The organism is Escherichia marmotae (genome assembly GCF_002900365.1).
Classification (GTDB): Bacteria; Pseudomonadota; Gammaproteobacteria; order Enterobacterales; family Enterobacteriaceae; genus Escherichia; species Escherichia marmotae.
The window spans coordinates 2,781,359-2,805,329 of sequence record NZ_CP025979.1 but is presented as its reverse complement, the minus strand read 5'-3'; the positions used below and the strand labels follow the sequence as shown (position 1 = coordinate 2,805,329).

The following is a 23,971-nucleotide window of genomic DNA, read 5'->3' as shown; positions in this document are numbered from 1 at the left end:
ACTATACACAAAACCATACCGGGAGGGGGATGATGTCTCAGCCAGCGAAAGTTTTGCTGCTGTATGCCCATCCGGAATCTCAGGACTCGGTGGCAAACCGGGTACTGCTTAAACCGGCCACGCAGCTCAGCAATGTTACCGTGCACGACCTTTACGCGCACTATCCCGATTTTTTTATTGATATTCCCCGTGAGCAGGCATTACTGCGTGAGCACGAGGTGATTGTTTTTCAGCATCCGCTTTATACCTACAGTTGCCCGGCGTTACTGAAAGAGTGGCTTGATCGGGTGTTAAGCCGTGGGTTTGCCAGCGGGCCGGGAGGAAACCAACTGGCGGGAAAGTACTGGCGTAGCGTGATCACCACCGGCGAACCAGAAAGTGCCTACCGTTATGACGCGCTGAATCGTTATCCGATGAGCGATGTTCTGCGCCCCTTTGAACTAGCGGCGGGCATGTGCCGGATGCATTGGTTAAGCCCCATCATTATTTACTGGGCGAGACGGCAAAGCGCACAGGAGCTGGCGAGTCACGCCAGAGCCTACAGCGACTGGCTGGCAAATCCGCTGCCCGTGGGAGGTCGCTGATGGAAGGTTCCGATTTTTTACTTGCAGGAGTGCTGTTTCTCTTCGCGGCGGTGGCTGCGGTGCCACTGGCATCGCGGCTGGGCATTGGTGCGGTGTTGGGATATTTGCTGGCTGGAATTGCGATTGGTCCGTGGGGACTGGGGTTTATTAGCGACGTCGATGAGATCCTCCACTTTTCGGAACTTGGCGTGGTGTTCCTGATGTTTATCATCGGGCTCGAGTTGAATCCTTCCAAGCTCTGGCAATTGCGGCGCTCCATTTTTGGCGTCGGCGCAGCGCAGGTGCTGTTAAGCGCGGCGTTGCTGGCAGGATTATTGATGCTGACGGATTTCGCCTGGCAGGCGGCAGTTGTGGGGGGAATTGGTCTGGCGATGTCTTCAACCGCAATGGCGTTGCAGCTAATGCGCGAGAAAGGGATGAATCGCAGCGAATCCGGTCAGTTAGGTTTCTCGGTGTTGCTGTTTCAGGATCTGGCGGTGATCCCGGCGCTGGCGTTAGTGCCGTTATTGGCGGGATCGGCAGACGAACATTTCAACTGGATGAAGGTCGGCATGAAGGTGCTGGCGTTTGTCGGCATGTTGATCGGCGGGCGCTATTTGCTGCGCCCGGTATTTCGCTTTATTGCGGCTTCAGGTGTGCGGGAAGTATTCACCGCCGCGACGTTACTGCTGGTGCTGGGGTCTGCGTTATTTATGGATGCGCTGGGGCTGTCGATGGCGCTCGGTACGTTTATTGCGGGCGTGTTGCTGGCGGAGAGCGAATATCGCCATGAACTGGAAACGGCTATCGATCCGTTTAAAGGCTTGCTGCTTGGACTGTTTTTTATCTCCGTCGGGATGTCGCTCAACCTTGGGGTGCTTTATACCCATCTTCTGTGGGTGGTGATAAGTGTGGTTGTGCTGGTAGCGGTGAAAATTCTCGTGCTGTATCTGCTGGCGAGGCTGTATGGCGTGCGCAGCTCCGAGCGGATGCAGTTTGCTGGTGTGCTGAGTCAGGGCGGTGAGTTTGCCTTTGTGCTCTTTTCTACAGCCTCTTCACAACGATTGTTTCAGGGCGATCAGATGGCGCTGTTGTTGGTGACAGTTACGCTTTCCATGATAACCACACCGCTGTTGATGAAGCTTGTGGATAAGTGGCTATCCCGCCAGTTCAACGCCCCGGAAGAAGAGGATGAAAAACCGTGGGTAAACGATGATAAACCGCAAGTGATTGTGGTGGGCTTCGGACGTTTTGGTCAGGTGATTGGTCGTTTGCTGATGGCGAATAAAATGCGCATTACCGTGCTGGAGCGGGATATCAGCGCGGTTAACCTGATGCGCAAATATGGCTACAAAGTATATTACGGCGACGCTACGCAAGTTGACCTGTTGCGCTCTGCGGGTGCAGAAGCCGCAGAATCCATCGTCATTACCTGCAATGAACCGGAAGACACCATGAAACTGGTGGAAATATGCCAGCAACACTTCCCGCATTTGCATATTCTTGCGCGAGCGCGCGGACGTGTGGAAGCGCATGAGTTATTACAGGCAGGGGTGACGCAGTTTTCCCGTGAAACATTCTCCAGTGCGTTAGAGCTGGGGCGCAAAACGCTGGTTACGCTTGGGATGCACCCGCATCAGGCACAGCGGGCACAGCTCCATTTTCGTCGCCTGGATATGCGTATGTTGCGGGAGTTAATCCCGATGCATGCCGATACCGTACAAATTTCTCGCGCCAGGGAAGCCCGACGCGAACTGGAAGAGATTTTCCAGCGTGAGATGCAACAAGAACGACGTCAGTTCGACGGCTGGGATGAATTTGAGTAGAGGGTGAATATGGCAATACGAAAACGCTTTATCGCTGGTGCAAAATGTCCAGCCTGTCAGGCGCAGGATTCAATGGCGATGTGGCGCGAAAATAATATTGATATTGTTGAATGCGTTAAGTGCGGACACCAAATGCGGGAAGCGGATAAAGAAGCCCGCGATCACGTTCGCAAAGATGAGCAAGTTATCGGGATTTTTTATCCGGACTAGCGATATGCGCTGAGTTTTTTTAAGCTAGTGAGTACACGGCTGCAGAATTCCGCTACAATCTGCGCCACAATTCTTCCCATGCTCAGGAGATATCATGAAAGTAGCAAAAGACCTGGTGGTCAGCCTGGCCTATCAGGTACGTACAGAAGACGGTGTGTTGGTTGATGAGTCTCCGGTGAGTGCGCCGCTGGACTACCTGCATGGTCACGGTTCCCTGATCTCTGGCCTGGAAACGGCGCTGGAAGGTCATGAAGTTGGCGACAAATTTGATGTAGCTGTTGGCGCGAACGACGCTTACGGTCAGTACGACGAAAACCTGGTTCAGCGCGTTCCTAAAGACGTATTTATGGGCGTTGACGAACTGCAGGTGGGTATGCGCTTCCTGGCTGAAACCGACCAGGGTCCAGTACCGGTTGAAATCACTGCCGTTGAAGACGATCACGTTGTGGTTGACGGTAACCACATGCTGGCTGGTCAGAATCTGAAATTCAACGTTGAAGTTGTGGCGATTCGTGAAGCGACCGAAGAGGAACTGGCTCACGGTCACGTTCATGGTGCGCACGATCATCACCACGATCACGACCACGACGGTTGCTGCGGCGGTCATGGCCACGATCACGGTCATGAACACGGTGGCGAAGGTTGCTGTGGCGGTAAAGGTAACGGCGGTTGCGGTTGCCACTAAGGCAGAACAGGTGACAAAAAAGCGGGGAATTCCCCGCTTTTTTTCGCCTCAATAGTGCGGAGGTGGCGTTTCTTCAGCCTGTGACGCGATGTTCGACGGCTGACTGGCTTTTAACTTCTCGGTCAGCAGACGCAGATGATCGCGCAGTTTTGCCATCTCCATTTCATGAGCGGTCACCGTGACGTTCAGTTCTTCAATGGTGATTTCCTGAAAAGCCAGTCGGCTCTCCAGCTCTGCCAGGCGTGCTTCCATTGATAAATCCTGCATGATTCACCTCTTTTGTCGAATGGTCGCCGCGGATTCTACTTAACTTTGTTGCCAGAGACAGCACTCATTTTGTGGCATCGAAACTAATTTAAACAAAAAGAGTCTGAAAATAGATGATAATAGGGCGTGTCTGTATGTAGATTTATCCGACAACGCTTTATAGTACCCTTCTGATAATAGTTAACCCTGGGGTGAGATGCCCCGATCCTGGAGATATGGATGAAATCACTGTTTAAAGTAACGCTGCTGGCGACCACAATGGCTGTTGCCCTGCATACACCAATCACTTTTGCTGCCGAAGCGGCGAAACCTGCTACAACTGCTGACAGCAAAGCAGCGTTCAAAAATGACGATCAGAAATCAGCTTACGCACTGGGCGCTTCGCTGGGTCGTTACATGGAAAATTCTCTGAAAGAACAAGAAAAGTTGGGCATTAAACTGGATAAAGATCAGCTGATCGCTGGCGTTCAGGATGCATTTGCTGATAAGAGCAAACTTTCCGATCAAGAGATCGAACAGACTCTGCAAGCGTTTGAAGCACGCGTGAAATCCTCCGCTCAGGCGAAGATGGAAAAAGATGCGGCTGATAACGAAGCGAAAGGTAAAGAGTACCGCGAGAAATTTGCCAAAGAGAAAGGTGTGAAAACCTCTTCTACTGGCCTGGTGTATCAAGTCCTGGATGCCGGTAAAGGTGAAGCACCGAAAGACAGCGACACTGTTGTGGTGAACTACAAAGGTACGCTGATCGACGGTAAAGAGTTCGATAACTCTTACACCCGTGGTGAACCGCTCTCCTTCCGTCTGGATGGTGTAATCCCGGGCTGGACTGAAGGTCTGAAGAACATTAAGAAAGGCGGCAAGATTAAGCTGGTTATTCCACCAGAACTGGCTTACGGCAAAGCGGGTGTTCCGGGGATCCCACCGAATTCTACCCTGGTGTTTGACGTAGAGCTGCTGGATGTGAAACCAGCGCCGAAGGCTGATACGAAGCCAGAAGCAGATGCTAAAGCAGCAGATTCTGCTAAAAAATAAGCATTAAAAACCGCCGCCTGACCAGGCGGCGGTTTTTTTATTGCAGGCCGGATATAATTAGTGCTGGAAAGCGGAACCTCCGCTGTATTAATTTAATTACCCGCATCATTAATGAGCCTGCCCTGAAAAGTTAACGACAGGCTCCTGAAAAGGAGTGTTTTTTTTCATGTCCAGGTCGCTTTTAACCAACGAAACCAGTGAGTTGGATTTACTGGATCAACGTCCTTTCGACCAGACCGATTTTGATATTCTGAAATCCTACGAAGCGGTGGTGGACGGGTTAGCGATGCTCATTGGCTCCCACTGTGAAATCGTTTTGCACTCTTTGCAGGATTTAAAATGTTCAGCCATTCGTATTGCCAACGGTGAACATACAGGCCGGAAGATTGGTTCGCCAATTACCGATCTGGCGCTGCGTATGCTGCACGATATGACGGGGGCGGATAGCAGCGTTTCTAAATGCTACTTTACTCGCGCCAAAAGCGGAGTATTAATGAAGTCCCTGACAATCGCCATTCGTAACCGCGAACAGCGAGTGATTGGTCTGCTATGTATCAATATGAATCTTGATGTTCCTTTCTCGCAGATTATGAGCACTTTTGTGCCGCCAGAAACCCCGGATGTCGGTTCAAGCGTCAACTTTGCCTCTTCTGTTGAAGATCTGGTTACCCAAACGCTGGAGTTCACCATTGAAGAAGTGAACGCCGATCGCAATGTTTCTAATAACGCCAAAAATCGCCAGATCGTGCTGAATCTTTACGAGAAAGGCATCTTCGACATCAAAGACGCGATCAACCAGGTGGCTGACCGTCTGAATATCTCCAAACATACTGTCTATCTCTATATCCGTCAGTTCAAGAGCGGTGATTTCCAGGGGCAAGATAAGTAATGCGTTTTGCCATCGTGGTAACCGGGCCAGCATACGGTACGCAACAGGCGAGTAGTGCTTTTCAGTTTGCGCAGGCGCTGATAGCCGAAGGTCATGAGCTGAGTAGCGTCTTTTTCTACCGGGAAGGTGTCTACAACGCCAACCAGTTGACCTCTCCCGCGAGTGATGAATTTGACCTTGTGCGCGGCTGGCAGCAATTGAATACACAACACGGCGTGATGCTGAATATCTGTGTGGCGGCAGCATTACGTCGCGGTATTGTCGATGAAACCGAGGCTGGAAGATTAGGTCTGGCATCAGCTAATCTCCAGCCGGGCTTTACCTTAAGTGGCCTTGGCGCTCTGGCGGAAGCCTCGCTGACCTGCGACAGGGTAGTACAGTTCTGATGAAACGAATTGCGTTTGTCTTTTCTACTGCACCCCACGGCACAGCGGCTGGCCGTGAAGGATTAGATGCATTACTCGCAACCTCCGCATTAACTGACGATATTGCAGTTTTCTTTATTGCCGATGGTGTTTTTCAAATTCTGCCAGGCCAAAAGCCCGATGTAGTGCTGGCGCGTGATTACATCGCTACCTTTAAACTGCTGGGGCTTTACGACATTGAACAGTGTTGGGTTTGTGCGGCTTCACTACGTGAACGCGGGTTAAATCCGGAGACACCATTGGTCGTGGAAGCCACGCCGCTCGAAGCTGAAACATTACGTCGTGAGCTTGGCAATTATGATGTTATTTTAAGATTTTGAGGCGTCCATGCTGCACACATTACATCGCTCCCCCTGGTTGACGGATTTTTCTGCACTGCTGCGTCTGCTCGGTGAGGGCGACGAACTGCTGTTATTGCAGGATGGTGTAACTGCCGCAGTTGACGGTAACCGCTACCTTGAAAGTCTACGTAATGCCCCCATTAAGGTCTATGCCCTGAACGAAGACCTCATTGCTCGCGGTTTGAGTGGTCAAATTTCGAACGATATCATCCGAATTGACTATACTGATTTCGTCAGACTTACGGTTAAGCACACCAGTCAGATGGCCTGGTGACGGCGGGATCGTTGTATATTTCTTGACACCTTTTCGACACCGCCCTAAAATTCGGCGTCCTCATATTGTGTGAGGACGTTTTATTACGTGTTTACGAAGCAAAAGCTAAAACCAGGAGCTATTTAATGGCAACAGTTAACCAGCTGGTACGCAAACCACGTGCTCGCAAAGTTGCGAAAAGCAACGTGCCTGCGCTGGAAGCATGCCCGCAAAAACGTGGCGTATGTACTCGTGTATATACTACCACTCCTAAAAAACCGAACTCCGCACTGCGTAAAGTATGCCGTGTTCGTCTGACTAACGGTTTCGAAGTGACTTCCTACATCGGTGGTGAAGGTCACAACTTGCAGGAACACTCCGTGATCCTGATCCGTGGCGGTCGTGTTAAAGACCTCCCGGGTGTTCGTTACCACACCGTACGTGGTGCGCTTGACTGCTCCGGCGTTAAAGACCGTAAGCAGGCTCGTTCCAAGTATGGCGTGAAGCGTCCTAAGGCTTAATGGTTCTCCGTTAAGTAAGGCCAAACGTTTTAAATTAATGTCAAACTAAACTCGTAGAGTTTTGGACAATCCTGAATTAACAACGGAGTATTTCCATGCCACGTCGTCGCGTCATTGGTCAGCGTAAAATTCTGCCAGATCCGAAGTTCGGATCAGAACTGCTGGCTAAATTTGTAAATATCCTGATGGTAGATGGTAAAAAATCTACTGCTGAATCTATCGTATACAGCGCGCTGGAGACCCTGGCTCAGCGTTCTGGTAAATCTGAACTGGAAGCATTCGAAGTAGCTCTCGAAAACGTGCGCCCGACTGTCGAAGTTAAGTCTCGCCGCGTTGGTGGTTCTACTTATCAGGTCCCAGTTGAAGTCCGTCCGGTTCGTCGTAATGCTCTGGCAATGCGTTGGATCGTTGAAGCTGCTCGTAAACGCGGTGATAAATCCATGGCTCTGCGCTTGGCGAACGAACTTTCCGATGCTGCAGAAAACAAAGGCACTGCAGTTAAGAAACGTGAAGACGTTCACCGTATGGCCGAAGCCAACAAGGCGTTCGCACACTACCGTTGGTAATCCCTTCGGAGTTTTAGTCACCAGGCGGGCGCTTCCAGTAAGCAGCCCGCTTTGGGCTACTTAAATTGAACGCCTAAAAGATAAACGAGGAAACAAATGGCTCGTACAACACCCATCGCACGCTACCGTAACATCGGTATCAGTGCGCACATCGACGCCGGTAAAACCACTACTACCGAACGTATTCTGTTCTACACCGGTGTAAACCATAAAATCGGTGAAGTTCATGACGGCGCTGCAACCATGGACTGGATGGAGCAGGAGCAGGAACGTGGTATTACCATCACTTCCGCTGCGACTACTGCATTCTGGTCTGGTATGGCTAAGCAGTATGAGCCGCATCGCATCAACATCATCGACACCCCGGGGCACGTTGACTTCACAATCGAAGTAGAACGTTCCATGCGTGTTCTCGATGGTGCGGTAATGGTTTACTGCGCAGTTGGTGGTGTTCAGCCGCAGTCTGAAACCGTATGGCGTCAGGCAAACAAATATAAAGTTCCGCGCATTGCGTTCGTTAACAAAATGGACCGCATGGGTGCGAACTTCCTGAAAGTTGTTAACCAGATCAAAACCCGTCTGGGCGCGAACCCGGTTCCGCTGCAGTTGGCGATTGGTGCTGAAGAACATTTCACCGGTGTTGTTGACCTGGTGAAAATGAAAGCTATCAACTGGAACGATGCTGACCAGGGCGTAACCTTCGAATACGAAGATATCCCGGCAGACATGGTTGAACTGGCTAACGAATGGCACCAGAACCTGATCGAATCCGCGGCTGAAGCTTCTGAAGAGCTGATGGAAAAATACCTGGGTGGTGAAGAACTGACTGAAGCAGAAATCAAAGGTGCTCTGCGTCAACGCGTTCTGAACAACGAAATCATCCTGGTAACCTGTGGTTCTGCGTTCAAGAACAAAGGTGTTCAGGCGATGCTGGATGCGGTAATTGATTACCTGCCATCCCCGGTTGACGTACCTGCGATCAACGGTATCCTGGACGACGGTAAAGACACTCCGGCTGAACGTCACGCAAGTGATGACGAGCCGTTCTCTGCACTGGCGTTCAAAATTGCTACCGACCCGTTTGTTGGTAACCTGACCTTCTTCCGTGTGTACTCCGGTGTGGTTAACTCTGGTGATACCGTACTGAACTCCGTGAAAGCTGCACGTGAGCGTTTCGGCCGTATCGTTCAGATGCATGCTAACAAACGTGAAGAGATCAAAGAAGTTCGTGCGGGCGACATCGCTGCTGCAATCGGTCTGAAAGACGTAACCACTGGTGACACCCTGTGTGACCCGGATGCGCCGATCATTCTGGAACGTATGGAATTCCCTGAGCCGGTAATCTCCATCGCAGTAGAACCGAAAACCAAAGCTGACCAGGAAAAAATGGGGCTGGCTCTGGGCCGTCTGGCTAAAGAAGACCCGTCTTTCCGTGTATGGACTGACGAAGAATCTAACCAGACCATCATCGCGGGTATGGGTGAGCTGCACCTCGACATCATCGTTGACCGTATGAAGCGTGAATTCAACGTTGAAGCGAACGTAGGTAAACCGCAGGTTGCTTACCGTGAAACTATCCGCCAGAAAGTTACCGATGTTGAAGGTAAACACGCGAAACAGTCTGGTGGTCGTGGTCAGTATGGTCATGTTGTTATCGACATGTACCCGCTGGAGCCGGGTTCAAACCCGAAAGGCTACGAGTTCATCAACGACATTAAAGGTGGTGTAATCCCTGGCGAATACATCCCGGCCGTTGATAAAGGTATCCAGGAACAACTGAAAGCTGGCCCGCTGGCAGGCTACCCGGTAGTAGACATGGGTATTCGTCTGCACTTCGGTTCTTACCATGACGTTGACTCCTCTGAACTGGCGTTTAAACTGGCTGCTTCTATCGCCTTTAAAGAAGGCTTTAAGAAAGCGAAACCAGTTCTGCTTGAGCCGATCATGAAGGTTGAAGTAGAAACTCCTGAAGAGAACACCGGTGACGTTATCGGTGACTTGAGCCGTCGTCGTGGTATGCTCAAAGGTCAGGAATCTGAAGTTACTGGCGTTAAGATCCACGCTGAAGTACCGCTGTCTGAAATGTTCGGATATGCAACTCAGCTGCGCTCTCTGACTAAAGGTCGCGCATCATACACTATGGAATTCCTGAAGTATGATGAAGCGCCGAGTAACGTTGCTCAGGCCGTAATTGAAGCCCGTGGTAAATAAGCCTCAGGGTTAATACCAAAGTCCCGTGCTCTCTCCTGAAGGGGAGAGCACTATAGTAAGGAATATAGCCGTGTCTAAAGAAAAATTTGAACGTACAAAACCGCACGTTAACGTTGGTACTATCGGCCACGTTGACCACGGTAAAACTACTCTGACCGCTGCAATCACCACCGTACTGGCTAAAACCTACGGCGGTGCTGCTCGTGCATTCGACCAGATCGATAACGCGCCGGAAGAAAAAGCTCGTGGTATCACCATCAACACTTCTCACGTTGAATACGACACCCCGACCCGTCACTACGCACACGTAGACTGCCCGGGGCACGCCGACTATGTTAAAAACATGATCACTGGTGCTGCTCAGATGGACGGCGCGATCCTGGTTGTTGCTGCGACTGACGGCCCGATGCCGCAGACCCGTGAGCACATCCTGCTGGGTCGTCAGGTAGGCGTTCCGTACATCATCGTGTTCCTGAACAAATGCGACATGGTTGATGACGAAGAGCTGCTGGAACTGGTTGAAATGGAAGTTCGTGAACTTCTGTCTCAGTACGACTTCCCGGGCGACGACACTCCGATCGTTCGTGGTTCTGCACTGAAAGCGCTGGAAGGCGATGCAGAGTGGGAAGCGAAAATCCTGGAACTGGCTGGCTTCCTGGATTCTTACATTCCGGAACCAGAGCGTGCGATTGACAAGCCGTTCCTGCTGCCGATCGAAGACGTATTCTCCATCTCCGGTCGTGGTACTGTTGTTACCGGTCGTGTGGAACGCGGTATCATCAAAGTTGGCGAAGAAGTTGAAATCGTTGGTATCAAAGAGACTCAGAAGTCTACCTGTACTGGCGTTGAAATGTTCCGCAAACTGCTGGACGAAGGCCGTGCTGGTGAGAACGTAGGTGTTCTGCTGCGTGGTATCAAACGTGAAGAAATCGAACGTGGTCAGGTACTGGCTAAGCCGGGCACCATCAAGCCGCACACCAAGTTCGAATCTGAAGTGTACATTCTGTCCAAAGATGAAGGCGGCCGTCATACTCCGTTCTTCAAAGGCTACCGTCCGCAGTTCTACTTCCGTACTACTGACGTGACTGGTACTATCGAACTGCCGGAAGGCGTAGAGATGGTAATGCCGGGCGACAACATCAAAATGGTTGTTACCCTGATCCACCCGATCGCGATGGACGACGGTCTGCGTTTCGCAATCCGTGAAGGCGGCCGTACCGTTGGCGCGGGCGTTGTAGCTAAAGTTCTGAGCTAATTACTCGTTAATTAGTTTTGAATTGAAAAGGGCGCTTCGGCGCCCTTTTTGCTGCCCGTAATTTATTCTGGAAATATTTAGTCGTAATTCTTGCTCGCTGTACCGTGGTGCAAATAAAATTGTGCTATTGTAATCATAACTATTCTCATTTACACTTTGCGCAGAATTTGAACGGGAGTAATCATGTACGTTTGTTTGTGTAATGGTGTAAGTGACAAAAAAATTCGTCAGGCGGTACGTCAATTTCATCCTCAGTCTTTTCAACAATTACGTAAGTTTATTCCTGTGGGAAATCAATGTGGTAAGTGCATTCGCGCCGCACGCGAAGTGATGCAGGATGAGTTGATGCAGATGCCCGAATTTAAAGAGATTGCCTGAAGCCCGCGCTTATTTTTTGACATCCCGCTAGCCCCATCTACGCTCTAATAGTGGAAGCGGAGGGACTATAAAATGAAAGGTGATGTTAAAATCATAAATTATCTCAATAAACTATTGGGAAATGAGCTTGTCGCAATCAATCAGTATTTTCTTCATGCCCGGATGTTTAAAAACTGGGGCCTGATGCGCCTTAATAACGTCGAATACCATGAATCCATCGATGAGATGAAACACGCTGATAAATATATCGAGCGTATTTTATTCTTAGAAGGAATCCCCAATTTACAGGATCTGGGTAAGCTGGGAATAGGTGAAGATGTCGAAGAGATGCTGCAGTCCGACCTGCGTTTAGAGTTGGAAGGGGCAAAGGATCTTCGTGAGGCCATCGCCTACGCCGACAATGTCCGTGACTATGTCAGCCGCGATATGATGATCGAAATTCTTGCTGATGAAGAAGGCCATATTGACTGGCTAGAAACTGAACTTGATCTCATTGATAAAATAGGCCTACAGAATTACCTGCAATCACAAATTAAAGTTAATGATTAACTGCCCGTCAGCAGACTATCCCAGCCTACAACGAAACCCGCAGCCGCCAGAAATGGTCCGAAAGGCAGCGGGTTTTTTAATGATGCTTTTCCCCTCATGAGCACACCAATAACAACAGCTCCGCAGGCGAATGACGCAGCAAGAAAAACCAGCCGTGGCAGAAATGCCCATGTATGCCAGGCTCCGAGGGCTGCGAGAAACTTCACATCGCCATAGCCTAATCCTTCTTTATGGCGCAGTATGCGATAACCCCAGTAGATAATGGCGAATGCACCGTAACCGATAATGGCCCCCCATAACGCATCGGCTAAACCGCCAGGGTGACAAATTTGATAAAAAAGAAGCCCGGACCAGAGTAATGGGCAGGTAAACCTGTCAGGCAGCAAGCCATGTTTTGCATCATAGAAAAAAAGCAGGGACGATAAACAAATGTATAAAATCAGAAAAGGAAAGGTGACATCCATAAAGCATCCTCTGTAAATGGAGTATCACCTTCGAATAAGTCCAGATAATCAGCAACAAAGAATTGCCGACTTTGTTAACCTGGTTCCGGCGAAAAATTCTCTCTTCACAACCTTACATATTTGGTGGAATGTAGTTCGCAATATGCTCACTACGATTAATTTCTACGCGATGCTTGCGTCAGGCTCAGATTTACGTATAATGCGCGGGCTTGTCGTAGTTGACAGCAGGTTCAATCTGAACCTCAGTTAGCTGATTTTGGCTACCTAACAATGCTCCCAATCGGGGAGCTACGTAAGAACGGTTACACTCTCCCATCAATCGTAATGGGTCTGAGGAGTAATCATTTTCGTTTATAAAATAATTGGAGCTCTGGTCTCATGCAGAACCAAAGAATCCGTATCCGCCTGAAAGCGTTTGATCATCGTCTGATCGATCAAGCAACCGCGGAAATCGTCGAGACTGCCAAGCGCACTGGTGCGCAGGTCCGTGGTCCGATCCCGCTGCCGACACGCAAAGAGCGCTTCACTGTTCTGATCTCTCCGCACGTCAACAAAGACGCGCGTGATCAGTACGAAATCCGTACTCACTTGCGTCTGGTTGACATCGTTGAGCCAACCGAGAAAACCGTTGATGCTCTGATGCGTCTGGATCTGGCTGCCGGTGTAGACGTGCAGATCAGCCTGGGTTAATCAGGTCATTGAGCGATTGAGAGGTTGAAACAATGATTGGTTTAGTCGGTAAAAAAGTGGGTATGACCCGTATCTTCACAGAAGACGGCGTTTCTATCCCAGTAACCGTAATCGAAGTTGAAGCAAACCGCGTTACTCAGGTTAAAGACCTGGCTAACGATGGCTACCGTGCTATTCAGGTAACCACCGGTGCTAAAAAAGCTAACCGTGTGACCAAGCCTGAAGCTGGCCACTTTGCTAAAGCTGGCGTAGAAGCTGGCCGTGGTCTGTGGGAATTCCGCCTGGCTGAAGGCGAAGAGTTCACTGTAGGTCAGAGCATTAGCGTTGAACTGTTTGCTGACGTTAAAAAAGTTGACGTAACTGGCACCTCTAAAGGTAAAGGTTTCGCAGGTACCGTTAAGCGCTGGAACTTCCGTACCCAGGATGCTACTCACGGTAACTCCTTGTCTCACCGCGTACCGGGTTCTATCGGTCAGAACCAGACTCCGGGCAAAGTGTTCAAAGGCAAGAAAATGGCAGGTCAGATGGGTAACGAACGTGTAACCGTTCAGAGCCTTGACGTAGTACGCGTTGACGCTGAGCGCAACCTGCTGCTGGTGAAAGGTGCAGTCCCGGGTGCAACCGGTAGCGACCTGATCGTTAAACCAGCTGTGAAGGCGTAAGGAGATAGCAATGGAATTAGTATTGAAAGACGCGCAGAGCGCGCTGACTGTTTCCGAAACTACCTTCGGTCGTGATTTCAACGAAGCGCTGGTTCACCAGGTTGTTGTTGCTTATGCAGCCGGTGCTCGTCAGGGTACTCGTGCTCAGAAGACTCGTGCTGAAGTAACTGGTTCCGGTAAAAAACCGTGGCGCCAGAAAGGCACCGGCCGTGCGCGTTCTGGTTCTATCAAGAGCCCGATTTGGCGTTCTGGTGGCGTGACCTTCGCTGCTCGTCCGCAGGACCACAGTCAAAAAGTTAACAAGAAGATGTACCGCGGCGCGCTGAAAAGCATCCTGTCCGAACTGGTACGTCAGGATCGTCTGATCGTTGTCGAGAAGTTCTCTGTAGAAGCACCGAAAACTAAGCTGCTGGCACAGAAACTGAAAGACATGGCTCTGGAAGATGTGCTGATCATCACCGGTGAGCTGGACGAGAACCTGTTCTTGGCTGCGCGCAACCTGCACAAGGTTGACGTACGCGATGCAACTGGTATCGACCCGGTTAGCCTGATCGCCTTCGACAAAGTCGTAATGACTGCTGATGCTGTTAAGCAAGTTGAGGAGATGCTGGCATGATTCGTGAAGAACGTCTGCTGAAGGTGCTGCGTGCACCGCACGTTTCTGAAAAAGCGTCTACTGCGATGGAAAAATCTAACACCATCGTGCTCAAAGTTGCTAAAGACGCGACCAAAGCAGAAATCAAAGCTGCTGTGCAGAAACTGTTTGAAGTCGAAGTCGAAGTCGTTAACACCCTGGTTGTTAAAGGGAAAGTTAAACGTCACGGACAGCGTATCGGTCGTCGTAGCGACTGGAAAAAAGCTTACGTCACCCTGAAAGAAGGCCAGAACCTGGACTTCGTTGGCGGCGCTGAGTAAGTCGGAGGAGTAATACAATGGCAGTTGTTAAATGTAAACCGACATCTCCGGGTCGTCGCCACGTTGTTAAAGTGGTTAACCCTGAGCTGCACAAGGGCAAACCTTTTGCTCCGTTGCTGGAAAAAAACAGCAAATCCGGTGGTCGTAACAACAATGGCCGTATCACCACTCGTCATATCGGTGGTGGCCACAAGCAGGCTTACCGTATTGTTGACTTCAAACGCAACAAAGACGGTATTCCGGCAGTTGTTGAACGTCTTGAGTACGATCCGAACCGTTCCGCGAACATCGCGCTGGTTCTGTACAAAGACGGTGAGCGCCGTTACATCCTGGCCCCTAAAGGCCTGAAAGCTGGCGACCAGATTCAGTCTGGCGTTGATGCTGCAATCAAACCAGGCAACACTCTGCCGATGCGCAACATCCCGGTTGGTTCTACTGTTCACAACGTAGAAATGAAACCAGGTAAAGGCGGTCAGCTGGCACGTTCCGCTGGTACTTACGTTCAGATCGTTGCTCGCGACGGTGCTTATGTCACCCTGCGTCTGCGTTCTGGTGAAATGCGTAAAGTAGAAGCAGACTGCCGCGCTACTCTGGGCGAAGTTGGCAATGCTGAGCATATGCTGCGCGTTCTGGGTAAAGCAGGTGCTGCACGCTGGCGTGGTGTTCGTCCTACCGTTCGCGGTACGGCGATGAACCCGGTAGACCACCCACATGGTGGTGGTGAAGGTCGTAACTTTGGTAAGCACCCGGTAACTCCGTGGGGCGTTCAGACCAAAGGTAAGAAGACCCGCAGCAACAAGCGTACTGATAAATTTATCGTACGTCGCCGTAGCAAATAATTTTAGAGGATAAGCCATGCCACGTTCTCTCAAGAAAGGTCCTTTTATTGACCTGCACTTGCTGAAGAAGGTAGAGAAAGCGGTGGAAAGCGGAGACAAGAAGCCCCTGCGCACTTGGTCCCGTCGTTCAACGATCTTTCCTAACATGATCGGTTTGACCATCGCTGTCCATAATGGTCGTCAGCACGTTCCGGTATTTGTAACCGACGAAATGGTTGGTCACAAACTGGGTGAATTCGCACCGACTCGTACTTATCGCGGCCATGCTGCTGATAAAAAAGCGAAAAAGAAATAAGGTAGGAGGAAGAGATGGAAACTATCGCTAAACATCGCCATGCTCGTTCTTCTGCTCAGAAGGTTCGCCTTGTTGCTGACCTGATTCGCGGTAAGAAAGTGTCGCAGGCTCTGGATATTCTGACCTACACCAACAAGAAAGCGGCTGTACTGGTCAAGAAAGTTCTGGAATCTGCCATTGCTAACGCTGAACACAACGATGGCGCTGACATTGACGATCTGAAAGTTACGAAAATTTTCGTAGACGAAGGCCCGAGCATGAAGCGCATTATGCCGCGTGCAAAAGGTCGTGCAGATCGCATCCTGAAGCGCACCAGCCACATCACTGTGGTTGTGTCCGATCGCTGAGACTCTGGAGACTAGCAATGGGTCAGAAAGTACATCCTAATGGTATTCGCCTGGGTATTGTAAAACCATGGAACTCTACCTGGTTTGCGAACACCAAAGAATTCGCTGACAACCTGGACAGCGATTTTAAAGTACGTCAGTACCTGACTAAGGAACTGGCTAAAGCGTCCGTATCTCGTATCGTTATCGAGCGTCCGGCTAAGAGCATCCGTGTAACCATTCACACTGCTCGCCCGGGTATCGTTATCGGTAAGAAAGGTGAAGACGTAGAAAAACTGCGTAAGGTCGTAGCGGACATCGCTGGCGTTCCTGCACAGATCAACATCGCCGAAGTTCGTAAGCCTGAACTGGACGCAAAACTGGTTGCTGACAGCATCACTTCTCAGCTGGAACGTCGCGTTATGTTCCGTCGTGCTATGAAGCGTGCTGTACAGAACGCAATGCGTCTGGGCGCTAAAGGTATCAAAGTTGAAGTTAGCGGCCGTCTGGGCGGCGCGGAAATCGCACGTACCGAATGGTACCGCGAAGGTCGCGTACCGCTGCACACTCTGCGTGCTGACATCGACTACAACACCTCCGAAGCGCACACCACTTACGGTGTAATCGGCGTTAAAGTGTGGATCTTCAAAGGCGAGATCCTGGGTGGTATGGCTGCTGTTGAACAACCGGAAAAACCGGCTGCTCAGCCTAAAAAGCAGCAGCGTAAAGGCCGTAAATAAGGAGCGTCGCTGATGTTACAACCAAAGCGTACAAAATTCCGTAAAATGCACAAAGGCCGTAACCGCGGTCTGGCGCAGGGTACGGATGTTAGCTTCGGCAGCTTCGGTCTGAAAGCTGTTGGCCGTGGTCGTCTGACTGCACGTCAGATCGAAGCAGCACGTCGTGCTATGACCCGTGCAGTTAAGCGTCAAGGTAAGATCTGGATCCGTGTGTTCCCGGACAAACCGATCACTGAAAAGCCGCTGGCAGTGCGTATGGGTAAAGGTAAAGGTAACGTGGAGTATTGGGTTGCCTTGATTCAGCCGGGTAAAGTCCTGTATGAAATGGACGGTGTTCCGGAAGAGCTGGCCCGTGAAGCATTCAAGCTGGCAGCAGCGAAACTGCCGATTAAAACCACCTTTGTAACTAAGACGGTGATGTAATGAAAGCAAAAGAGCTGCGTGAGAAGAGCGTTGAAGAGCTGAACACCGAGCTGCTGAACCTGCTGCGTGAGCAGTTCAACCTGCGTATGCAGGCTGCAAGTGGCCAGCTGCAACAGTCTCACCTGTTGAAGCAAGTGCGTCGCGATGTCGCACGCGTTAAGACTTTACTGACTGAGAAGGCGGGTGCGTAATGACCGATAAAATCCGTACTCTGCAAGGTCGCGTTGTTAGCGACAAAATGGAGAAATCCATTGTTGTTGCTATCGAACGTTTTGTGAAACACCCGATCTACGGTAAATTCATCAAGCGTACGACCAAACTGCACGTACATGACGAGAACAACGAATGCGGTATCGGTGACGTGGTTGAAATCCGCGAATGCCGTCCGCTGTCCAAGACCAAATCCTGGACGCTGGTTCGCGTTGTAGAGAAAGCGATTCTGTAATACAGTACACTTTCTCGATACGAATAAACGGCTCAGCGATGAGCCGTTTATTTTTTCTACCCTTATCGTTGAAGCGGTGTTATAATGCCGCGCCCTCGATATGGGGCTTTTTAACGGCCTGATTTTCGGGTCTCAGTAGTAGTTGACATTAGCGGAGCACTAAAATGATCCAAGAACAGACTATGCTGAACGTCGCCGACAACTCCGGTGCACGTCGCGTAATGTGTATCAAGGTTCTGGGTGGCTCGCACCGTCGCTACGCAGGCGTAGGCGACATCATCAAGATCACCATCAAAGAAGCAATTCCGCGTGGTAAGGTCAAAAAAGGTGATGTGCTGAAGGCGGTAGTGGTGCGCACCAAGAAGGGTGTTCGTCGCCCGGACGGTTCTGTCATTCGCTTCGATGGTAATGCTTGTGTTCTTCTGAACAACAACAGCGAGCAGCCTATCGGTACGCGTATTTTTGGGCCGGTAACTCGTGAGCTTCGTAGTGAGAAGTTCATGAAAATTATCTCTCTGGCACCAGAAGTACTCTAAGGAGCGAATCATGGCAGCGAAGATCCGTCGTGATGACGAAGTTATCGTGTTAACCGGTAAAGATAAAGGTAAGCGCGGTAAAGTTAAGAATGTCCTGTCTTCCGGCAAGGTCATTGTTGAAGGTATCAACCTGGTTAAGAAACACCAGAAGCCAGTTCCGGCTCTGAACCAACCGGGTGGCATCGTTGAGAAAGAAGCCGCTATTCAGGTTTCCAACGTAGCAATCTTCAATGCGGCAACCGGCAAGGCTGACCGTGTAGGCTTTAGATTCGAAGACGGTAAAAAAGTCCGTTTCTTCAAGTCTAACAGCGAAACTATCAAGTAATTTGGAGTAGTACGATGGCGAAACTGCATGATTACTACAAAGACGAAGTAGTTAAAAAACTCATGACTGAGTTTAACTACAATTCTGTCATGCAAGTCCCTCGGGTCGAGAAGATCACCCTGAACATGGGTGTTGGTGAAGCGATCGCTGACAAAAAACTGCTGGATAACGCAGCAGCAGACCTGGCAGCAATCTCCGGTCAAAAACCGCTGATCACCAAAGCACGCAAATCTGTTGCAGGCTTCAAAATCCGTCAGGGCTATCCGATCGGCTGTAAAGTAACTCTGCGTGGCGAACGCATGTGGGAGTTCTTTGAGCGCCTGATCACTATTGCTGTACCGCGTATCCGTGACTTCCGTGGCTTGTCCGCTAAGTCTTTCGACGGTCGTGGTAACTACAGCATGGGTGTCCGTGAGCAGATCATCTTCCCAGAAATCGACTACGATAAAGTCGACCGCGTTCGTGGTTTGGATATTACCATTACCACTACTGCGAAATCTGACGAAGAAGGCCGTGCTCTGCTGGCTGCCTTTGACTTCCCGTTCCGCAAGTAAGGTAGGGTTACTAAATGGCTAAGCAATCAATGAAAGCACGCGAAGTAAAACGCGTAGCTTTAGCTGATAAATACTTCGCGAAACGCGCTGAACTGAAAGCGATCATCTCTGATGTGAACGCTTCCGACGAAGATCGTTGGAATGCTGTTCTCAAGCTGCAGACTCTGCCGCGTGATTCCAGCCCGTCTCGTCAGCGTAACCGCTGCCGTCAAACAGGTCGTCCGCATGGTTTCCTGCGGAAGTTCGGGTTGAGCCGTATTAAGGTCCGTGAAGCCGCTATGCGCGGTGAAATCCCGGGTCTGAAAAAGGCTAGCTGGTAATTGTCACCAATTGAATCACGGGAGTAAAGACAGATGAGCATGCAAGATCCGATCGCGGATATGCTGACCCGTATCCGTAACGGTCAGGCCGCGAACAAAGCTGCGGTCACCATGCCTTCCTCCAAGCTGAAAGTGGCAATCGCCAACGTGCTGAAGGAAGAAGGTTTTATTGAAGATTTTAAAGTTGAAGGCGACACCAAGCCTGAACTGGAACTGACTCTTAAGTATTTCCAGGGCAAAGCTGTTGTAGAAAGCATTCAGCGTGTCAGCCGCCCAGGTCTGCGCATCTATAAACGTAAAGATGAGCTGCCGAAAGTTATGGCGGGTCTGGGTATCGCAGTTGTTTCTACCTCTAAAGGTGTTATGACTGATCGTGCAGCGCGCCAGGCTGGTCTTGGTGGCGAAATTATCTGCTACGTAGCCTAATCGGAGGAAAAAATGTCTCGTGTTGCTAAAGCACCGGTCGTTGTTCCTGCCGGCGTTGATGTAAAAATTAACGGTCAGGTTATTACGATCAAAGGTAAAAACGGCGAGCTGACTCGTACTCTCAACGATGCTGTTGAAGTTAAACATGCAGATAATACCCTGACCTTCGGTCCGCGTGATGGTTACGCAGACGGTTGGGCACAGGCTGGCACTGCGCGTGCCCTGCTGAACTCAATGGTTATCGGTGTTACCGAAGGCTTCACTAAGAAGCTGCAGCTGGTTGGTGTAGGTTATCGTGCAGCGGTTAAAGGCAATGTGATTAACCTGTCTCTGGGTTTCTCTCATCCTGTTGACCATCAGCTGCCTGCGGGTATCACTGCTGAATGTCCGACTCAGACTGAAATCGTGCTGAAAGGCGCTGATAAGCAGGTGATCGGCCAAGTTGCAGCGGATCTGCGCGCCTACCGTCGTCCTGAGCCTTATAAAGGCAAGGGTGTTCGTTACGCCGACGAAGTCGTGCGTACCAAAGAGGCTAAGAAGAAGTAAGGTAACACTATGGATAAGAAATCTGCTCGTATCCGTCGTGCGACCCGCGCACGCCGCAAGCTCCAGGAGCTGGGCGCAACTCGCCTGGTGGTACATCGTACCCCGCGTCACATTTACGCACAGGTAATTGCACCGAACGGTTCTGAAGTTCTGGTAGCTGCTTCTACTGTAGAAAAAGCTATCGCTGAACAACTGAAGTACACCGGTAACAAAGACGCGGCTGCAGCTGTGGGTAAAGCTGTCGCTGAACGCGCTCTGGAAAAAGGCATCAAAGATGTATCCTTTGACCGTTCCGGGTTCCAATATCATGGTCGTGTCCAGGCACTGGCAGATGCTGCCCGTGAAGCTGGCCTTCAGTTCTAAGGTAGAGGTGTAAGATGGCTCACATCGAAAAACAAGCTGGCGAACTGCAGGAAAAGCTGATCGCGGTAAACCGCGTATCTAAAACCGTTAAAGGTGGTCGTATTTTCTCCTTCACAGCTCTGACTGTAGTAGGCGATGGTAACGGTCGCGTTGGTTTTGGTTACGGTAAAGCGCGTGAAGTTCCAGCAGCGATCCAGAAAGCGATGGAAAAAGCCCGTCGCAATATGATTAACGTCGCGCTGAATAACGGCACTCTGCAGCACCCTGTTAAAGGTGTTCATACGGGTTCTCGCGTATTCATGCAGCCGGCTTCCGAAGGTACTGGTATCATTGCCGGTGGTGCAATGCGTGCCGTTCTGGAAGTCGCTGGAGTTCATAACGTTCTGGCTAAAGCATATGGTTCTACCAACCCGATCAACGTGGTTCGTGCAACTATTGATGGCCTGGAAAATATGAGTTCTCCAGAAATGGTCGCTGCCAAGCGTGGTAAATCCGTTGAAGAAATTCTGGGGAAATAAACCATGGCAAAGACTATTAAAATTACTCAAACCCGCAGTGCAATCGGTCGTCTGCCGAAACACAAGGCAACGCTGCTTGGCCTGGGTCTGCGTCGTATTGGTCACACCGTAGAGCGCGAGGATACTCCTGCTATTCGCGGTATGATCAACGCGGTTTCCTTCATGGTTAAAGTTGAGGAGTAAGAGATGCGTTTAAATACTCTGTCTCCGGCCGAAGGCTCCAAAAAGGCGGGTAAACGTCTGGGTCGTGGTATCGGTTCTGGCCTCGGTAAAACCGGTGGTCGTGGTCACAAAGGTCAGAAGTCTCGTTCTGGCGGTGGCGTACGTCGCGGTTTTGAGGGTGGTCAGATGCCTCTGTACCGTCGTCTGCCGAAATTCGGCTTCACTTCTCGTAAAGCAGCGATTACAGCCGAAGTTCGTCTGTCTGACCTGGCTAAAGTAGAAGGCGGTGTTGTAGACCTGAATACGCTGAAAGCGGCTAACATTATCGGTATCCAGATCGAGTTCGCGAAAGTGATCCTTGCTGGTGAAGTTACAACTCCGGTAACTGTTCGTGGCCTGCGTGTTACTAAAGGCGCTCGTGCTGCTATCGAAGCTGCTGGCGGTAAAATCGAGGAATAAGTAGCAGATGGCTAAACAACCGGGATTAGATTTTCAAAGTGCCAAAGGTGGCTTAGGCGAGCTGAAACGCAGACTGCTGTTTGTTATCGGTGCGCTGATTGTGTTCCGTATTGGCTCTTTCATTCCGATCCCTGGTATTGATGCCGCTGTACTTGCCAAACTGCTTGAGCAACAGCGAGGCACCATCATTGAAATGTTCAACATGTTCTCTGGTGGTGCTCTCAGCCGTGCTTCTATCTTTGCTCTGGGTATTATGCCGTACATTTCGGCATCAATTATTATCCAGTTGCTGACGGTGGTCCATCCAACGCTGGCAGAAATTAAGAAAGAAGGGGAGTCTGGTCGTCGTAAGATCAGCCAGTACACCCGCTACGGTACTCTGGTGCTGGCAATATTTCAGTCGATCGGTATTGCTACCGGTCTTCCGAATATGCCTGGTATGCAAGGCCTGGTTATGAATCCGGGCTTTGCATTCTACTTCACCGCTGTTGTAAGTCTGGTCACAGGAACAATGTTCCTGATGTGGTTGGGTGAACAGATTACTGAACGTGGTATCGGCAACGGTATCTCAATCATTATCTTCGCCGGTATTGTCGCGGGACTCCCGCCAGCCATTGCCCATACTATCGAGCAAGCGCGTCAAGGCGACCTGCACTTCCTCGTGTTGCTGTTGGTTGCAGTATTAGTATTTGCAGTGACGTTCTTTGTTGTATTTGTTGAGCGTGGCCAACGCCGCATTGTGGTAAACTACGCGAAACGTCAGCAGGGTCGTCGTGTCTATGCTGCACAGAGCACACATTTACCGCTGAAAGTGAATATGGCGGGGGTAATCCCGGCAATCTTCGCTTCCAGTATTATTCTGTTCCCGGCAACCATTGCGTCATGGTTCGGGGGCGGTACTGGTTGGAACTGGCTGACAACAATTTCGCTGTATTTGCAGCCTGGGCAACCGCTTTATGTGTTACTCTATGCGTCTGCAATCATCTTCTTCTGTTTCTTCTACACGGCGTTGGTTTTCAACCCGCGTGAAACAGCAGATAACCTGAAGAAGTCCGGTGCATTTGTACCAGGAATTCGTCCGGGAGAGCAAACGGCGAAGTATATCGATAAAGTAATGACCCGCCTGACCTTGGTTGGTGCGCTGTACATTACCTTTATCTGCCTGATCCCGGAGTTCATGCGTGATGCAATGAAAGTACCGTTCTACTTCGGTGGAACCTCACTGCTTATCGTTGTTGTCGTGATTATGGACTTTATGGCTCAAGTGCAAACTCTGATGATGTCCAGTCAGTATGAGTCTGCATTGAAGAAGGCGAACCTGAAAGGCTACGGCCGTTAATTGGGCGCCCGAGAAGTTACGGAGAGTAAAAATGAAAGTTCGTGCTTCCGTCAAGAAATTATGCCGTAACTGCAAAATCGTTAAGCGTGATGGTGTCATCCGTGTGATTTGCAGTGCCGAGCCGAAGCATAAACAGCGCCAAGGCTGATTTATTCGCATATTTTTCTTGCAAAGTTGGGTTGAGCTGGCTAGATTAGCCAGCCAATCTTTTGTATGTCTGTGCGTTTCCATTTGAGTATCCTGAAAACGGGCTTTTCAGCATGGAACGTACATATTAAATAGTAGGAGTGCATAGTGGCCCGTATAGCAGGCATTAACATTCCTGATCATAAGCATGCCGTAATCGCATTAACTTCGATTTATGGCGTCGGCAAGACCCGTTCCAAAGCCATCCTGGCTGCAGCGGGTATCGCTGAAGATGTTAAGATCAGTGAGCTGTCTGAAGGACAAATCGACACGCTGCGTGACGAAGTTGCCAAATTTGTCGTTGAAGGTGATCTGCGCCGTGAAATCAGCATGAGCATCAAGCGCCTGATGGATCTTGGTTGCTATCGCGGTTTGCGTCATCGTCGTGGTCTCCCGGTTCGCGGTCAGCGTACCAAGACCAACGCACGTACCCGTAAGGGTCCGCGCAAACCGATCAAGAAATAATC

General features: G+C 50.3%; 41 protein-coding genes. 39 read left to right on the top strand and 2 right to left on the bottom strand.

Annotated elements, in window-relative coordinates; translation table 11 throughout:
• Nucleotides 1-32: 32 nt before the first annotated feature.
• The 4 genes from kefG (at nucleotide 33) to slyD (ending at nucleotide 3,284) form a co-directional block, all read left to right on the top strand.
• Nucleotides 33-584 (top strand): glutathione-regulated potassium-efflux system ancillary protein KefG, encoded by a 552-nt coding sequence (gene kefG, locus C1192_RS14610; RefSeq protein WP_001517205.1) that lies wholly within the window; start codon nucleotides 33-35, stop codon nucleotides 582-584.
• Nucleotides 584-2,389 carry a glutathione-regulated potassium-efflux system protein KefB gene (gene kefB, locus C1192_RS14605; protein ID WP_038355358.1) on the top strand — a complete coding sequence of 602 codons (1,806 nt, stop codon included), beginning with the start codon at nucleotides 584-586 and terminating at the stop codon, nucleotides 2,387-2,389. Before kefG ends, kefB begins: the two co-directional genes overlap by 1 nt.
• 9 nt (nucleotides 2,390-2,398) lie before the next feature.
• Nucleotides 2,399-2,599 (top strand): YheV family putative zinc ribbon protein, encoded by a 201-nt coding sequence (locus C1192_RS14600; protein ID WP_001007731.1) that lies wholly within the window; start codon nucleotides 2,399-2,401, stop codon nucleotides 2,597-2,599.
• Between the two features lie 94 nt (nucleotides 2,600-2,693).
• A complete protein-coding gene (gene slyD / locus C1192_RS14595; RefSeq protein ID WP_000861334.1) occupies nucleotides 2,694-3,284 on the top strand; it encodes a peptidylprolyl isomerase in 591 nt (196 codons plus the stop codon).
• A gap of 48 nt (nucleotides 3,285-3,332) precedes the next feature.
• On the opposite strand, the gene C1192_RS14590 is transcribed toward slyD, so the two are convergent.
• The gene (locus C1192_RS14590; RefSeq protein ID WP_001153620.1) at nucleotides 3,333-3,551 is read right to left on the bottom strand and encodes a protein SlyX; all 219 of its coding nucleotides are present in this window, start codon (nucleotides 3,549-3,551) and stop codon (nucleotides 3,333-3,335) included.
• A 219-nt stretch (nucleotides 3,552-3,770) separates the two neighbouring features.
• Here C1192_RS14590 and fkpA point away from each other — a divergent pair, with 219 nt between their 5' ends.
• From fkpA to bfr, 11 genes are all read left to right on the top strand, one after another.
• Complete coding sequence (gene fkpA / locus C1192_RS14585) at nucleotides 3,771-4,583, top strand: FKBP-type peptidyl-prolyl cis-trans isomerase (RefSeq protein ID WP_000838277.1); 813 nt, start codon at nucleotides 3,771-3,773, stop codon at nucleotides 4,581-4,583.
• A 166-nt stretch (nucleotides 4,584-4,749) separates the two neighbouring features.
• A complete protein-coding gene (locus C1192_RS14580; protein ID WP_000091466.1) occupies nucleotides 4,750-5,472 on the top strand; it encodes a helix-turn-helix transcriptional regulator in 723 nt (240 codons plus the stop codon).
• Nucleotides 5,472-5,858, top strand: coding sequence for a sulfurtransferase complex subunit TusD (gene tusD / locus C1192_RS14575; RefSeq protein WP_001209699.1), 387 nt, complete (start codon nucleotides 5,472-5,474; stop codon nucleotides 5,856-5,858). Before C1192_RS14580 ends, tusD begins: the two co-directional genes overlap by 1 nt.
• A complete protein-coding gene (gene tusC / locus C1192_RS14570) occupies nucleotides 5,858-6,217 on the top strand; it encodes a sulfurtransferase complex subunit TusC (RefSeq protein WP_001517204.1) in 360 nt (119 codons plus the stop codon). The genes tusD and tusC overlap by 1 nt, the downstream gene beginning before the upstream one ends.
• A gap of 7 nt (nucleotides 6,218-6,224) precedes the next feature.
• Nucleotides 6,225-6,512 (top strand): sulfurtransferase complex subunit TusB, encoded by a 288-nt coding sequence (gene tusB, locus C1192_RS14565; RefSeq protein WP_000903393.1) that lies wholly within the window; start codon nucleotides 6,225-6,227, stop codon nucleotides 6,510-6,512.
• Nucleotides 6,513-6,637: 125 nt separating this feature from the next.
• Nucleotides 6,638-7,012, top strand: a complete 375-nt coding sequence (gene rpsL / locus C1192_RS14560; protein WP_000246815.1) for a 30S ribosomal protein S12 — start codon at nucleotides 6,638-6,640, stop codon at nucleotides 7,010-7,012.
• A 95-nt stretch (nucleotides 7,013-7,107) separates the two neighbouring features.
• Nucleotides 7,108-7,578, top strand: a complete 471-nt coding sequence (gene rpsG, locus C1192_RS14555; protein ID WP_001138043.1) for a 30S ribosomal protein S7 — start codon at nucleotides 7,108-7,110, stop codon at nucleotides 7,576-7,578.
• A gap of 96 nt (nucleotides 7,579-7,674) precedes the next feature.
• Nucleotides 7,675-9,789, top strand: coding sequence for an elongation factor G (gene fusA / locus C1192_RS14550; protein ID WP_000124700.1), 2,115 nt, complete (start codon nucleotides 7,675-7,677; stop codon nucleotides 9,787-9,789).
• Between the two features lie 70 nt (nucleotides 9,790-9,859).
• Nucleotides 9,860-11,044, top strand: a complete 1,185-nt coding sequence (gene tuf, locus C1192_RS14545) for an elongation factor Tu (RefSeq protein WP_000031784.1) — start codon at nucleotides 9,860-9,862, stop codon at nucleotides 11,042-11,044.
• A 183-nt stretch (nucleotides 11,045-11,227) separates the two neighbouring features.
• The gene (gene bfd, locus C1192_RS14535) at nucleotides 11,228-11,422 is read left to right on the top strand and encodes a bacterioferritin-associated ferredoxin (protein WP_000289090.1); all 195 of its coding nucleotides are present in this window, start codon (nucleotides 11,228-11,230) and stop codon (nucleotides 11,420-11,422) included.
• Nucleotides 11,423-11,494: 72 nt separating this feature from the next.
• Nucleotides 11,495-11,971, top strand: a complete 477-nt coding sequence (bfr, locus tag C1192_RS14530) for a bacterioferritin (protein WP_001517203.1) — start codon at nucleotides 11,495-11,497, stop codon at nucleotides 11,969-11,971.
• On the opposite strand, the gene C1192_RS14525 is transcribed toward bfr, so the two are convergent.
• Nucleotides 11,968-12,435, bottom strand: coding sequence for a prepilin peptidase (locus C1192_RS14525; protein ID WP_038354719.1), 468 nt, complete (start codon nucleotides 12,433-12,435; stop codon nucleotides 11,968-11,970). The genes bfr and C1192_RS14525 overlap by 4 nt on opposite strands.
• Nucleotides 12,436-12,813: 378 nt before the next feature.
• Here C1192_RS14525 and rpsJ point away from each other — a divergent pair, with 378 nt between their 5' ends.
• The 24 genes from rpsJ (at nucleotide 12,814) to rpsM (ending at nucleotide 23,969) form a co-directional block, all read left to right on the top strand.
• Nucleotides 12,814-13,125, top strand: a complete 312-nt coding sequence (gene rpsJ / locus C1192_RS14515; protein ID WP_001181004.1) for a 30S ribosomal protein S10 — start codon at nucleotides 12,814-12,816, stop codon at nucleotides 13,123-13,125.
• Nucleotides 13,126-13,157: 32 nt separating this feature from the next.
• Nucleotides 13,158-13,787 (top strand): 50S ribosomal protein L3, encoded by a 630-nt coding sequence (gene rplC, locus C1192_RS14510; RefSeq protein ID WP_000579833.1) that lies wholly within the window; start codon nucleotides 13,158-13,160, stop codon nucleotides 13,785-13,787.
• Between the two features lie 10 nt (nucleotides 13,788-13,797).
• A complete protein-coding gene (gene rplD, locus C1192_RS14505) occupies nucleotides 13,798-14,403 on the top strand; it encodes a 50S ribosomal protein L4 (protein ID WP_000424395.1) in 606 nt (201 codons plus the stop codon).
• A complete protein-coding gene (gene rplW, locus C1192_RS14500) occupies nucleotides 14,400-14,702 on the top strand; it encodes a 50S ribosomal protein L23 (protein ID WP_000617544.1) in 303 nt (100 codons plus the stop codon). Before rplD ends, rplW begins: the two co-directional genes overlap by 4 nt.
• Nucleotides 14,703-14,719: 17 nt before the next feature.
• Complete coding sequence (rplB, locus tag C1192_RS14495; RefSeq protein ID WP_000301864.1) at nucleotides 14,720-15,541, top strand: 50S ribosomal protein L2; 822 nt, start codon at nucleotides 14,720-14,722, stop codon at nucleotides 15,539-15,541.
• 16 nt (nucleotides 15,542-15,557) lie between these two features.
• Nucleotides 15,558-15,836, top strand: a complete 279-nt coding sequence (gene rpsS, locus C1192_RS14490) for a 30S ribosomal protein S19 (RefSeq protein ID WP_001138117.1) — start codon at nucleotides 15,558-15,560, stop codon at nucleotides 15,834-15,836.
• A gap of 14 nt (nucleotides 15,837-15,850) precedes the next feature.
• Nucleotides 15,851-16,183, top strand: coding sequence for a 50S ribosomal protein L22 (gene rplV / locus C1192_RS14485; protein WP_000447529.1), 333 nt, complete (start codon nucleotides 15,851-15,853; stop codon nucleotides 16,181-16,183).
• Between the two features lie 17 nt (nucleotides 16,184-16,200).
• Nucleotides 16,201-16,902, top strand: a complete 702-nt coding sequence (gene rpsC / locus C1192_RS14480; RefSeq protein ID WP_000529945.1) for a 30S ribosomal protein S3 — start codon at nucleotides 16,201-16,203, stop codon at nucleotides 16,900-16,902.
• 12 nt (nucleotides 16,903-16,914) lie between these two features.
• Nucleotides 16,915-17,325 carry a 50S ribosomal protein L16 gene (rplP, locus tag C1192_RS14475; RefSeq protein WP_000941212.1) on the top strand — a complete coding sequence of 137 codons (411 nt, stop codon included), beginning with the start codon at nucleotides 16,915-16,917 and terminating at the stop codon, nucleotides 17,323-17,325.
• Nucleotides 17,325-17,516 carry a 50S ribosomal protein L29 gene (rpmC, locus tag C1192_RS14470; RefSeq protein ID WP_000644742.1) on the top strand — a complete coding sequence of 64 codons (192 nt, stop codon included), beginning with the start codon at nucleotides 17,325-17,327 and terminating at the stop codon, nucleotides 17,514-17,516. Before rplP ends, rpmC begins: the two co-directional genes overlap by 1 nt.
• Entirely contained in the window at nucleotides 17,516-17,770 is a 255-nt protein-coding gene (gene rpsQ / locus C1192_RS14465; protein WP_038354718.1) for a 30S ribosomal protein S17, read from the top strand. The genes rpmC and rpsQ overlap by 1 nt, the downstream gene beginning before the upstream one ends.
• 164 nt (nucleotides 17,771-17,934) lie before the next feature.
• Nucleotides 17,935-18,306, top strand: a complete 372-nt coding sequence (gene rplN, locus C1192_RS14460) for a 50S ribosomal protein L14 (protein ID WP_000613955.1) — start codon at nucleotides 17,935-17,937, stop codon at nucleotides 18,304-18,306.
• 10 nt (nucleotides 18,307-18,316) lie between these two features.
• The gene (gene rplX / locus C1192_RS14455; protein WP_000729185.1) at nucleotides 18,317-18,631 is read left to right on the top strand and encodes a 50S ribosomal protein L24; all 315 of its coding nucleotides are present in this window, start codon (nucleotides 18,317-18,319) and stop codon (nucleotides 18,629-18,631) included.
• A gap of 14 nt (nucleotides 18,632-18,645) precedes the next feature.
• Complete coding sequence (gene rplE, locus C1192_RS14450) at nucleotides 18,646-19,185, top strand: 50S ribosomal protein L5 (RefSeq protein WP_001096200.1); 540 nt, start codon at nucleotides 18,646-18,648, stop codon at nucleotides 19,183-19,185.
• Nucleotides 19,186-19,199: 14 nt separating this feature from the next.
• Complete coding sequence (gene rpsN / locus C1192_RS14445; protein ID WP_001118930.1) at nucleotides 19,200-19,505, top strand: 30S ribosomal protein S14; 306 nt, start codon at nucleotides 19,200-19,202, stop codon at nucleotides 19,503-19,505.
• A gap of 33 nt (nucleotides 19,506-19,538) precedes the next feature.
• The gene (gene rpsH / locus C1192_RS14440) at nucleotides 19,539-19,931 is read left to right on the top strand and encodes a 30S ribosomal protein S8 (protein ID WP_000062611.1); all 393 of its coding nucleotides are present in this window, start codon (nucleotides 19,539-19,541) and stop codon (nucleotides 19,929-19,931) included.
• Nucleotides 19,932-19,943: 12 nt separating this feature from the next.
• A complete protein-coding gene (gene rplF, locus C1192_RS14435; protein WP_000091945.1) occupies nucleotides 19,944-20,477 on the top strand; it encodes a 50S ribosomal protein L6 in 534 nt (177 codons plus the stop codon).
• A gap of 9 nt (nucleotides 20,478-20,486) precedes the next feature.
• The gene (gene rplR / locus C1192_RS14430; RefSeq protein ID WP_000358960.1) at nucleotides 20,487-20,840 is read left to right on the top strand and encodes a 50S ribosomal protein L18; all 354 of its coding nucleotides are present in this window, start codon (nucleotides 20,487-20,489) and stop codon (nucleotides 20,838-20,840) included.
• 14 nt (nucleotides 20,841-20,854) lie between these two features.
• On the top strand, nucleotides 20,855-21,358 hold the full coding sequence (gene rpsE, locus C1192_RS14425; protein ID WP_000940122.1) for a 30S ribosomal protein S5: 504 nt from the start codon (nucleotides 20,855-20,857) through the stop codon (nucleotides 21,356-21,358).
• Between the two features lie 3 nt (nucleotides 21,359-21,361).
• Nucleotides 21,362-21,541: a 50S ribosomal protein L30 gene (gene rpmD, locus C1192_RS14420; protein WP_001140433.1), complete on the top strand. Its 180-nt coding sequence runs from the start codon at nucleotides 21,362-21,364 to the stop codon at nucleotides 21,539-21,541.
• A 3-nt stretch (nucleotides 21,542-21,544) separates the two neighbouring features.
• Nucleotides 21,545-21,979 carry a 50S ribosomal protein L15 gene (gene rplO, locus C1192_RS14415; RefSeq protein ID WP_001238917.1) on the top strand — a complete coding sequence of 145 codons (435 nt, stop codon included), beginning with the start codon at nucleotides 21,545-21,547 and terminating at the stop codon, nucleotides 21,977-21,979.
• 7 nt (nucleotides 21,980-21,986) lie between these two features.
• Nucleotides 21,987-23,318 (top strand): preprotein translocase subunit SecY, encoded by a 1,332-nt coding sequence (gene secY, locus C1192_RS14410; protein WP_001118864.1) that lies wholly within the window; start codon nucleotides 21,987-21,989, stop codon nucleotides 23,316-23,318.
• A 31-nt stretch (nucleotides 23,319-23,349) separates the two neighbouring features.
• Nucleotides 23,350-23,466, top strand: a complete 117-nt coding sequence (rpmJ, locus tag C1192_RS14405; RefSeq protein WP_000868187.1) for a 50S ribosomal protein L36 — start codon at nucleotides 23,350-23,352, stop codon at nucleotides 23,464-23,466.
• Between the two features lie 146 nt (nucleotides 23,467-23,612).
• Nucleotides 23,613-23,969, top strand: coding sequence for a 30S ribosomal protein S13 (gene rpsM / locus C1192_RS14400; protein WP_000090775.1), 357 nt, complete (start codon nucleotides 23,613-23,615; stop codon nucleotides 23,967-23,969).
• Nucleotides 23,970-23,971: the final 2 nt, after the last annotated feature.

Excerpts from the sequence above, each read along its gene's own strand:
- kefG (WP_001517205.1), top strand. The coding sequence starts at position 33 with ATGTCTCAGCCAGCGAAAGTTTTGCTGCTGTATGCCCATCCGGAATCT.
- kefB (WP_038355358.1), top strand. The coding sequence starts at position 584 with ATGGAAGGTTCCGATTTTTTACTTGCAGGAGTGCTGTTTCTCTTCGCG.
- C1192_RS14600 (WP_001007731.1), top strand. The coding sequence starts at position 2,399 with ATGGCAATACGAAAACGCTTTATCGCTGGTGCAAAATGTCCAGCCTGT.
- slyD (WP_000861334.1), top strand. The coding sequence starts at position 2,694 with ATGAAAGTAGCAAAAGACCTGGTGGTCAGCCTGGCCTATCAGGTACGT.
- C1192_RS14590 (WP_001153620.1), bottom strand. The coding sequence starts at position 3,551 with ATGCAGGATTTATCAATGGAAGCACGCCTGGCAGAGCTGGAGAGCCGA.
- fkpA (WP_000838277.1), top strand. The coding sequence starts at position 3,771 with ATGAAATCACTGTTTAAAGTAACGCTGCTGGCGACCACAATGGCTGTT.
- C1192_RS14580 (WP_000091466.1), top strand. The coding sequence starts at position 4,750 with ATGTCCAGGTCGCTTTTAACCAACGAAACCAGTGAGTTGGATTTACTG.
- tusD (WP_001209699.1), top strand. The coding sequence starts at position 5,472 with ATGCGTTTTGCCATCGTGGTAACCGGGCCAGCATACGGTACGCAACAG.
- tusC (WP_001517204.1), top strand. The coding sequence starts at position 5,858 with ATGAAACGAATTGCGTTTGTCTTTTCTACTGCACCCCACGGCACAGCG.
- tusB (WP_000903393.1), top strand. The coding sequence starts at position 6,225 with ATGCTGCACACATTACATCGCTCCCCCTGGTTGACGGATTTTTCTGCA.
- rpsL (WP_000246815.1), top strand. The coding sequence starts at position 6,638 with ATGGCAACAGTTAACCAGCTGGTACGCAAACCACGTGCTCGCAAAGTT.
- rpsG (WP_001138043.1), top strand. The coding sequence starts at position 7,108 with ATGCCACGTCGTCGCGTCATTGGTCAGCGTAAAATTCTGCCAGATCCG.
- fusA (WP_000124700.1), top strand. The coding sequence starts at position 7,675 with ATGGCTCGTACAACACCCATCGCACGCTACCGTAACATCGGTATCAGT.
- bfd (WP_000289090.1), top strand. The coding sequence starts at position 11,228 with ATGTACGTTTGTTTGTGTAATGGTGTAAGTGACAAAAAAATTCGTCAG.
- bfr (WP_001517203.1), top strand. The coding sequence starts at position 11,495 with ATGAAAGGTGATGTTAAAATCATAAATTATCTCAATAAACTATTGGGA.
- C1192_RS14525 (WP_038354719.1), bottom strand. The coding sequence starts at position 12,435 with ATGGATGTCACCTTTCCTTTTCTGATTTTATACATTTGTTTATCGTCC.
- rpsJ (WP_001181004.1), top strand. The coding sequence starts at position 12,814 with ATGCAGAACCAAAGAATCCGTATCCGCCTGAAAGCGTTTGATCATCGT.
- rplC (WP_000579833.1), top strand. The coding sequence starts at position 13,158 with ATGATTGGTTTAGTCGGTAAAAAAGTGGGTATGACCCGTATCTTCACA.
- rplD (WP_000424395.1), top strand. The coding sequence starts at position 13,798 with ATGGAATTAGTATTGAAAGACGCGCAGAGCGCGCTGACTGTTTCCGAA.
- rplW (WP_000617544.1), top strand. The coding sequence starts at position 14,400 with ATGATTCGTGAAGAACGTCTGCTGAAGGTGCTGCGTGCACCGCACGTT.
- rplB (WP_000301864.1), top strand. The coding sequence starts at position 14,720 with ATGGCAGTTGTTAAATGTAAACCGACATCTCCGGGTCGTCGCCACGTT.
- rpsS (WP_001138117.1), top strand. The coding sequence starts at position 15,558 with ATGCCACGTTCTCTCAAGAAAGGTCCTTTTATTGACCTGCACTTGCTG.
- rplV (WP_000447529.1), top strand. The coding sequence starts at position 15,851 with ATGGAAACTATCGCTAAACATCGCCATGCTCGTTCTTCTGCTCAGAAG.
- rpsC (WP_000529945.1), top strand. The coding sequence starts at position 16,201 with ATGGGTCAGAAAGTACATCCTAATGGTATTCGCCTGGGTATTGTAAAA.
- rplP (WP_000941212.1), top strand. The coding sequence starts at position 16,915 with ATGTTACAACCAAAGCGTACAAAATTCCGTAAAATGCACAAAGGCCGT.
- rpmC (WP_000644742.1), top strand. The coding sequence starts at position 17,325 with ATGAAAGCAAAAGAGCTGCGTGAGAAGAGCGTTGAAGAGCTGAACACC.
- rpsQ (WP_038354718.1), top strand. The coding sequence starts at position 17,516 with ATGACCGATAAAATCCGTACTCTGCAAGGTCGCGTTGTTAGCGACAAA.
- rplN (WP_000613955.1), top strand. The coding sequence starts at position 17,935 with ATGATCCAAGAACAGACTATGCTGAACGTCGCCGACAACTCCGGTGCA.
- rplX (WP_000729185.1), top strand. The coding sequence starts at position 18,317 with ATGGCAGCGAAGATCCGTCGTGATGACGAAGTTATCGTGTTAACCGGT.
- rplE (WP_001096200.1), top strand. The coding sequence starts at position 18,646 with ATGGCGAAACTGCATGATTACTACAAAGACGAAGTAGTTAAAAAACTC.
- rpsN (WP_001118930.1), top strand. The coding sequence starts at position 19,200 with ATGGCTAAGCAATCAATGAAAGCACGCGAAGTAAAACGCGTAGCTTTA.
- rpsH (WP_000062611.1), top strand. The coding sequence starts at position 19,539 with ATGAGCATGCAAGATCCGATCGCGGATATGCTGACCCGTATCCGTAAC.
- rplF (WP_000091945.1), top strand. The coding sequence starts at position 19,944 with ATGTCTCGTGTTGCTAAAGCACCGGTCGTTGTTCCTGCCGGCGTTGAT.
- rplR (WP_000358960.1), top strand. The coding sequence starts at position 20,487 with ATGGATAAGAAATCTGCTCGTATCCGTCGTGCGACCCGCGCACGCCGC.
- rpsE (WP_000940122.1), top strand. The coding sequence starts at position 20,855 with ATGGCTCACATCGAAAAACAAGCTGGCGAACTGCAGGAAAAGCTGATC.
- rpmD (WP_001140433.1), top strand. The coding sequence starts at position 21,362 with ATGGCAAAGACTATTAAAATTACTCAAACCCGCAGTGCAATCGGTCGT.
- rplO (WP_001238917.1), top strand. The coding sequence starts at position 21,545 with ATGCGTTTAAATACTCTGTCTCCGGCCGAAGGCTCCAAAAAGGCGGGT.
- secY (WP_001118864.1), top strand. The coding sequence starts at position 21,987 with ATGGCTAAACAACCGGGATTAGATTTTCAAAGTGCCAAAGGTGGCTTA.
- rpmJ (WP_000868187.1), top strand. The coding sequence starts at position 23,350 with ATGAAAGTTCGTGCTTCCGTCAAGAAATTATGCCGTAACTGCAAAATC.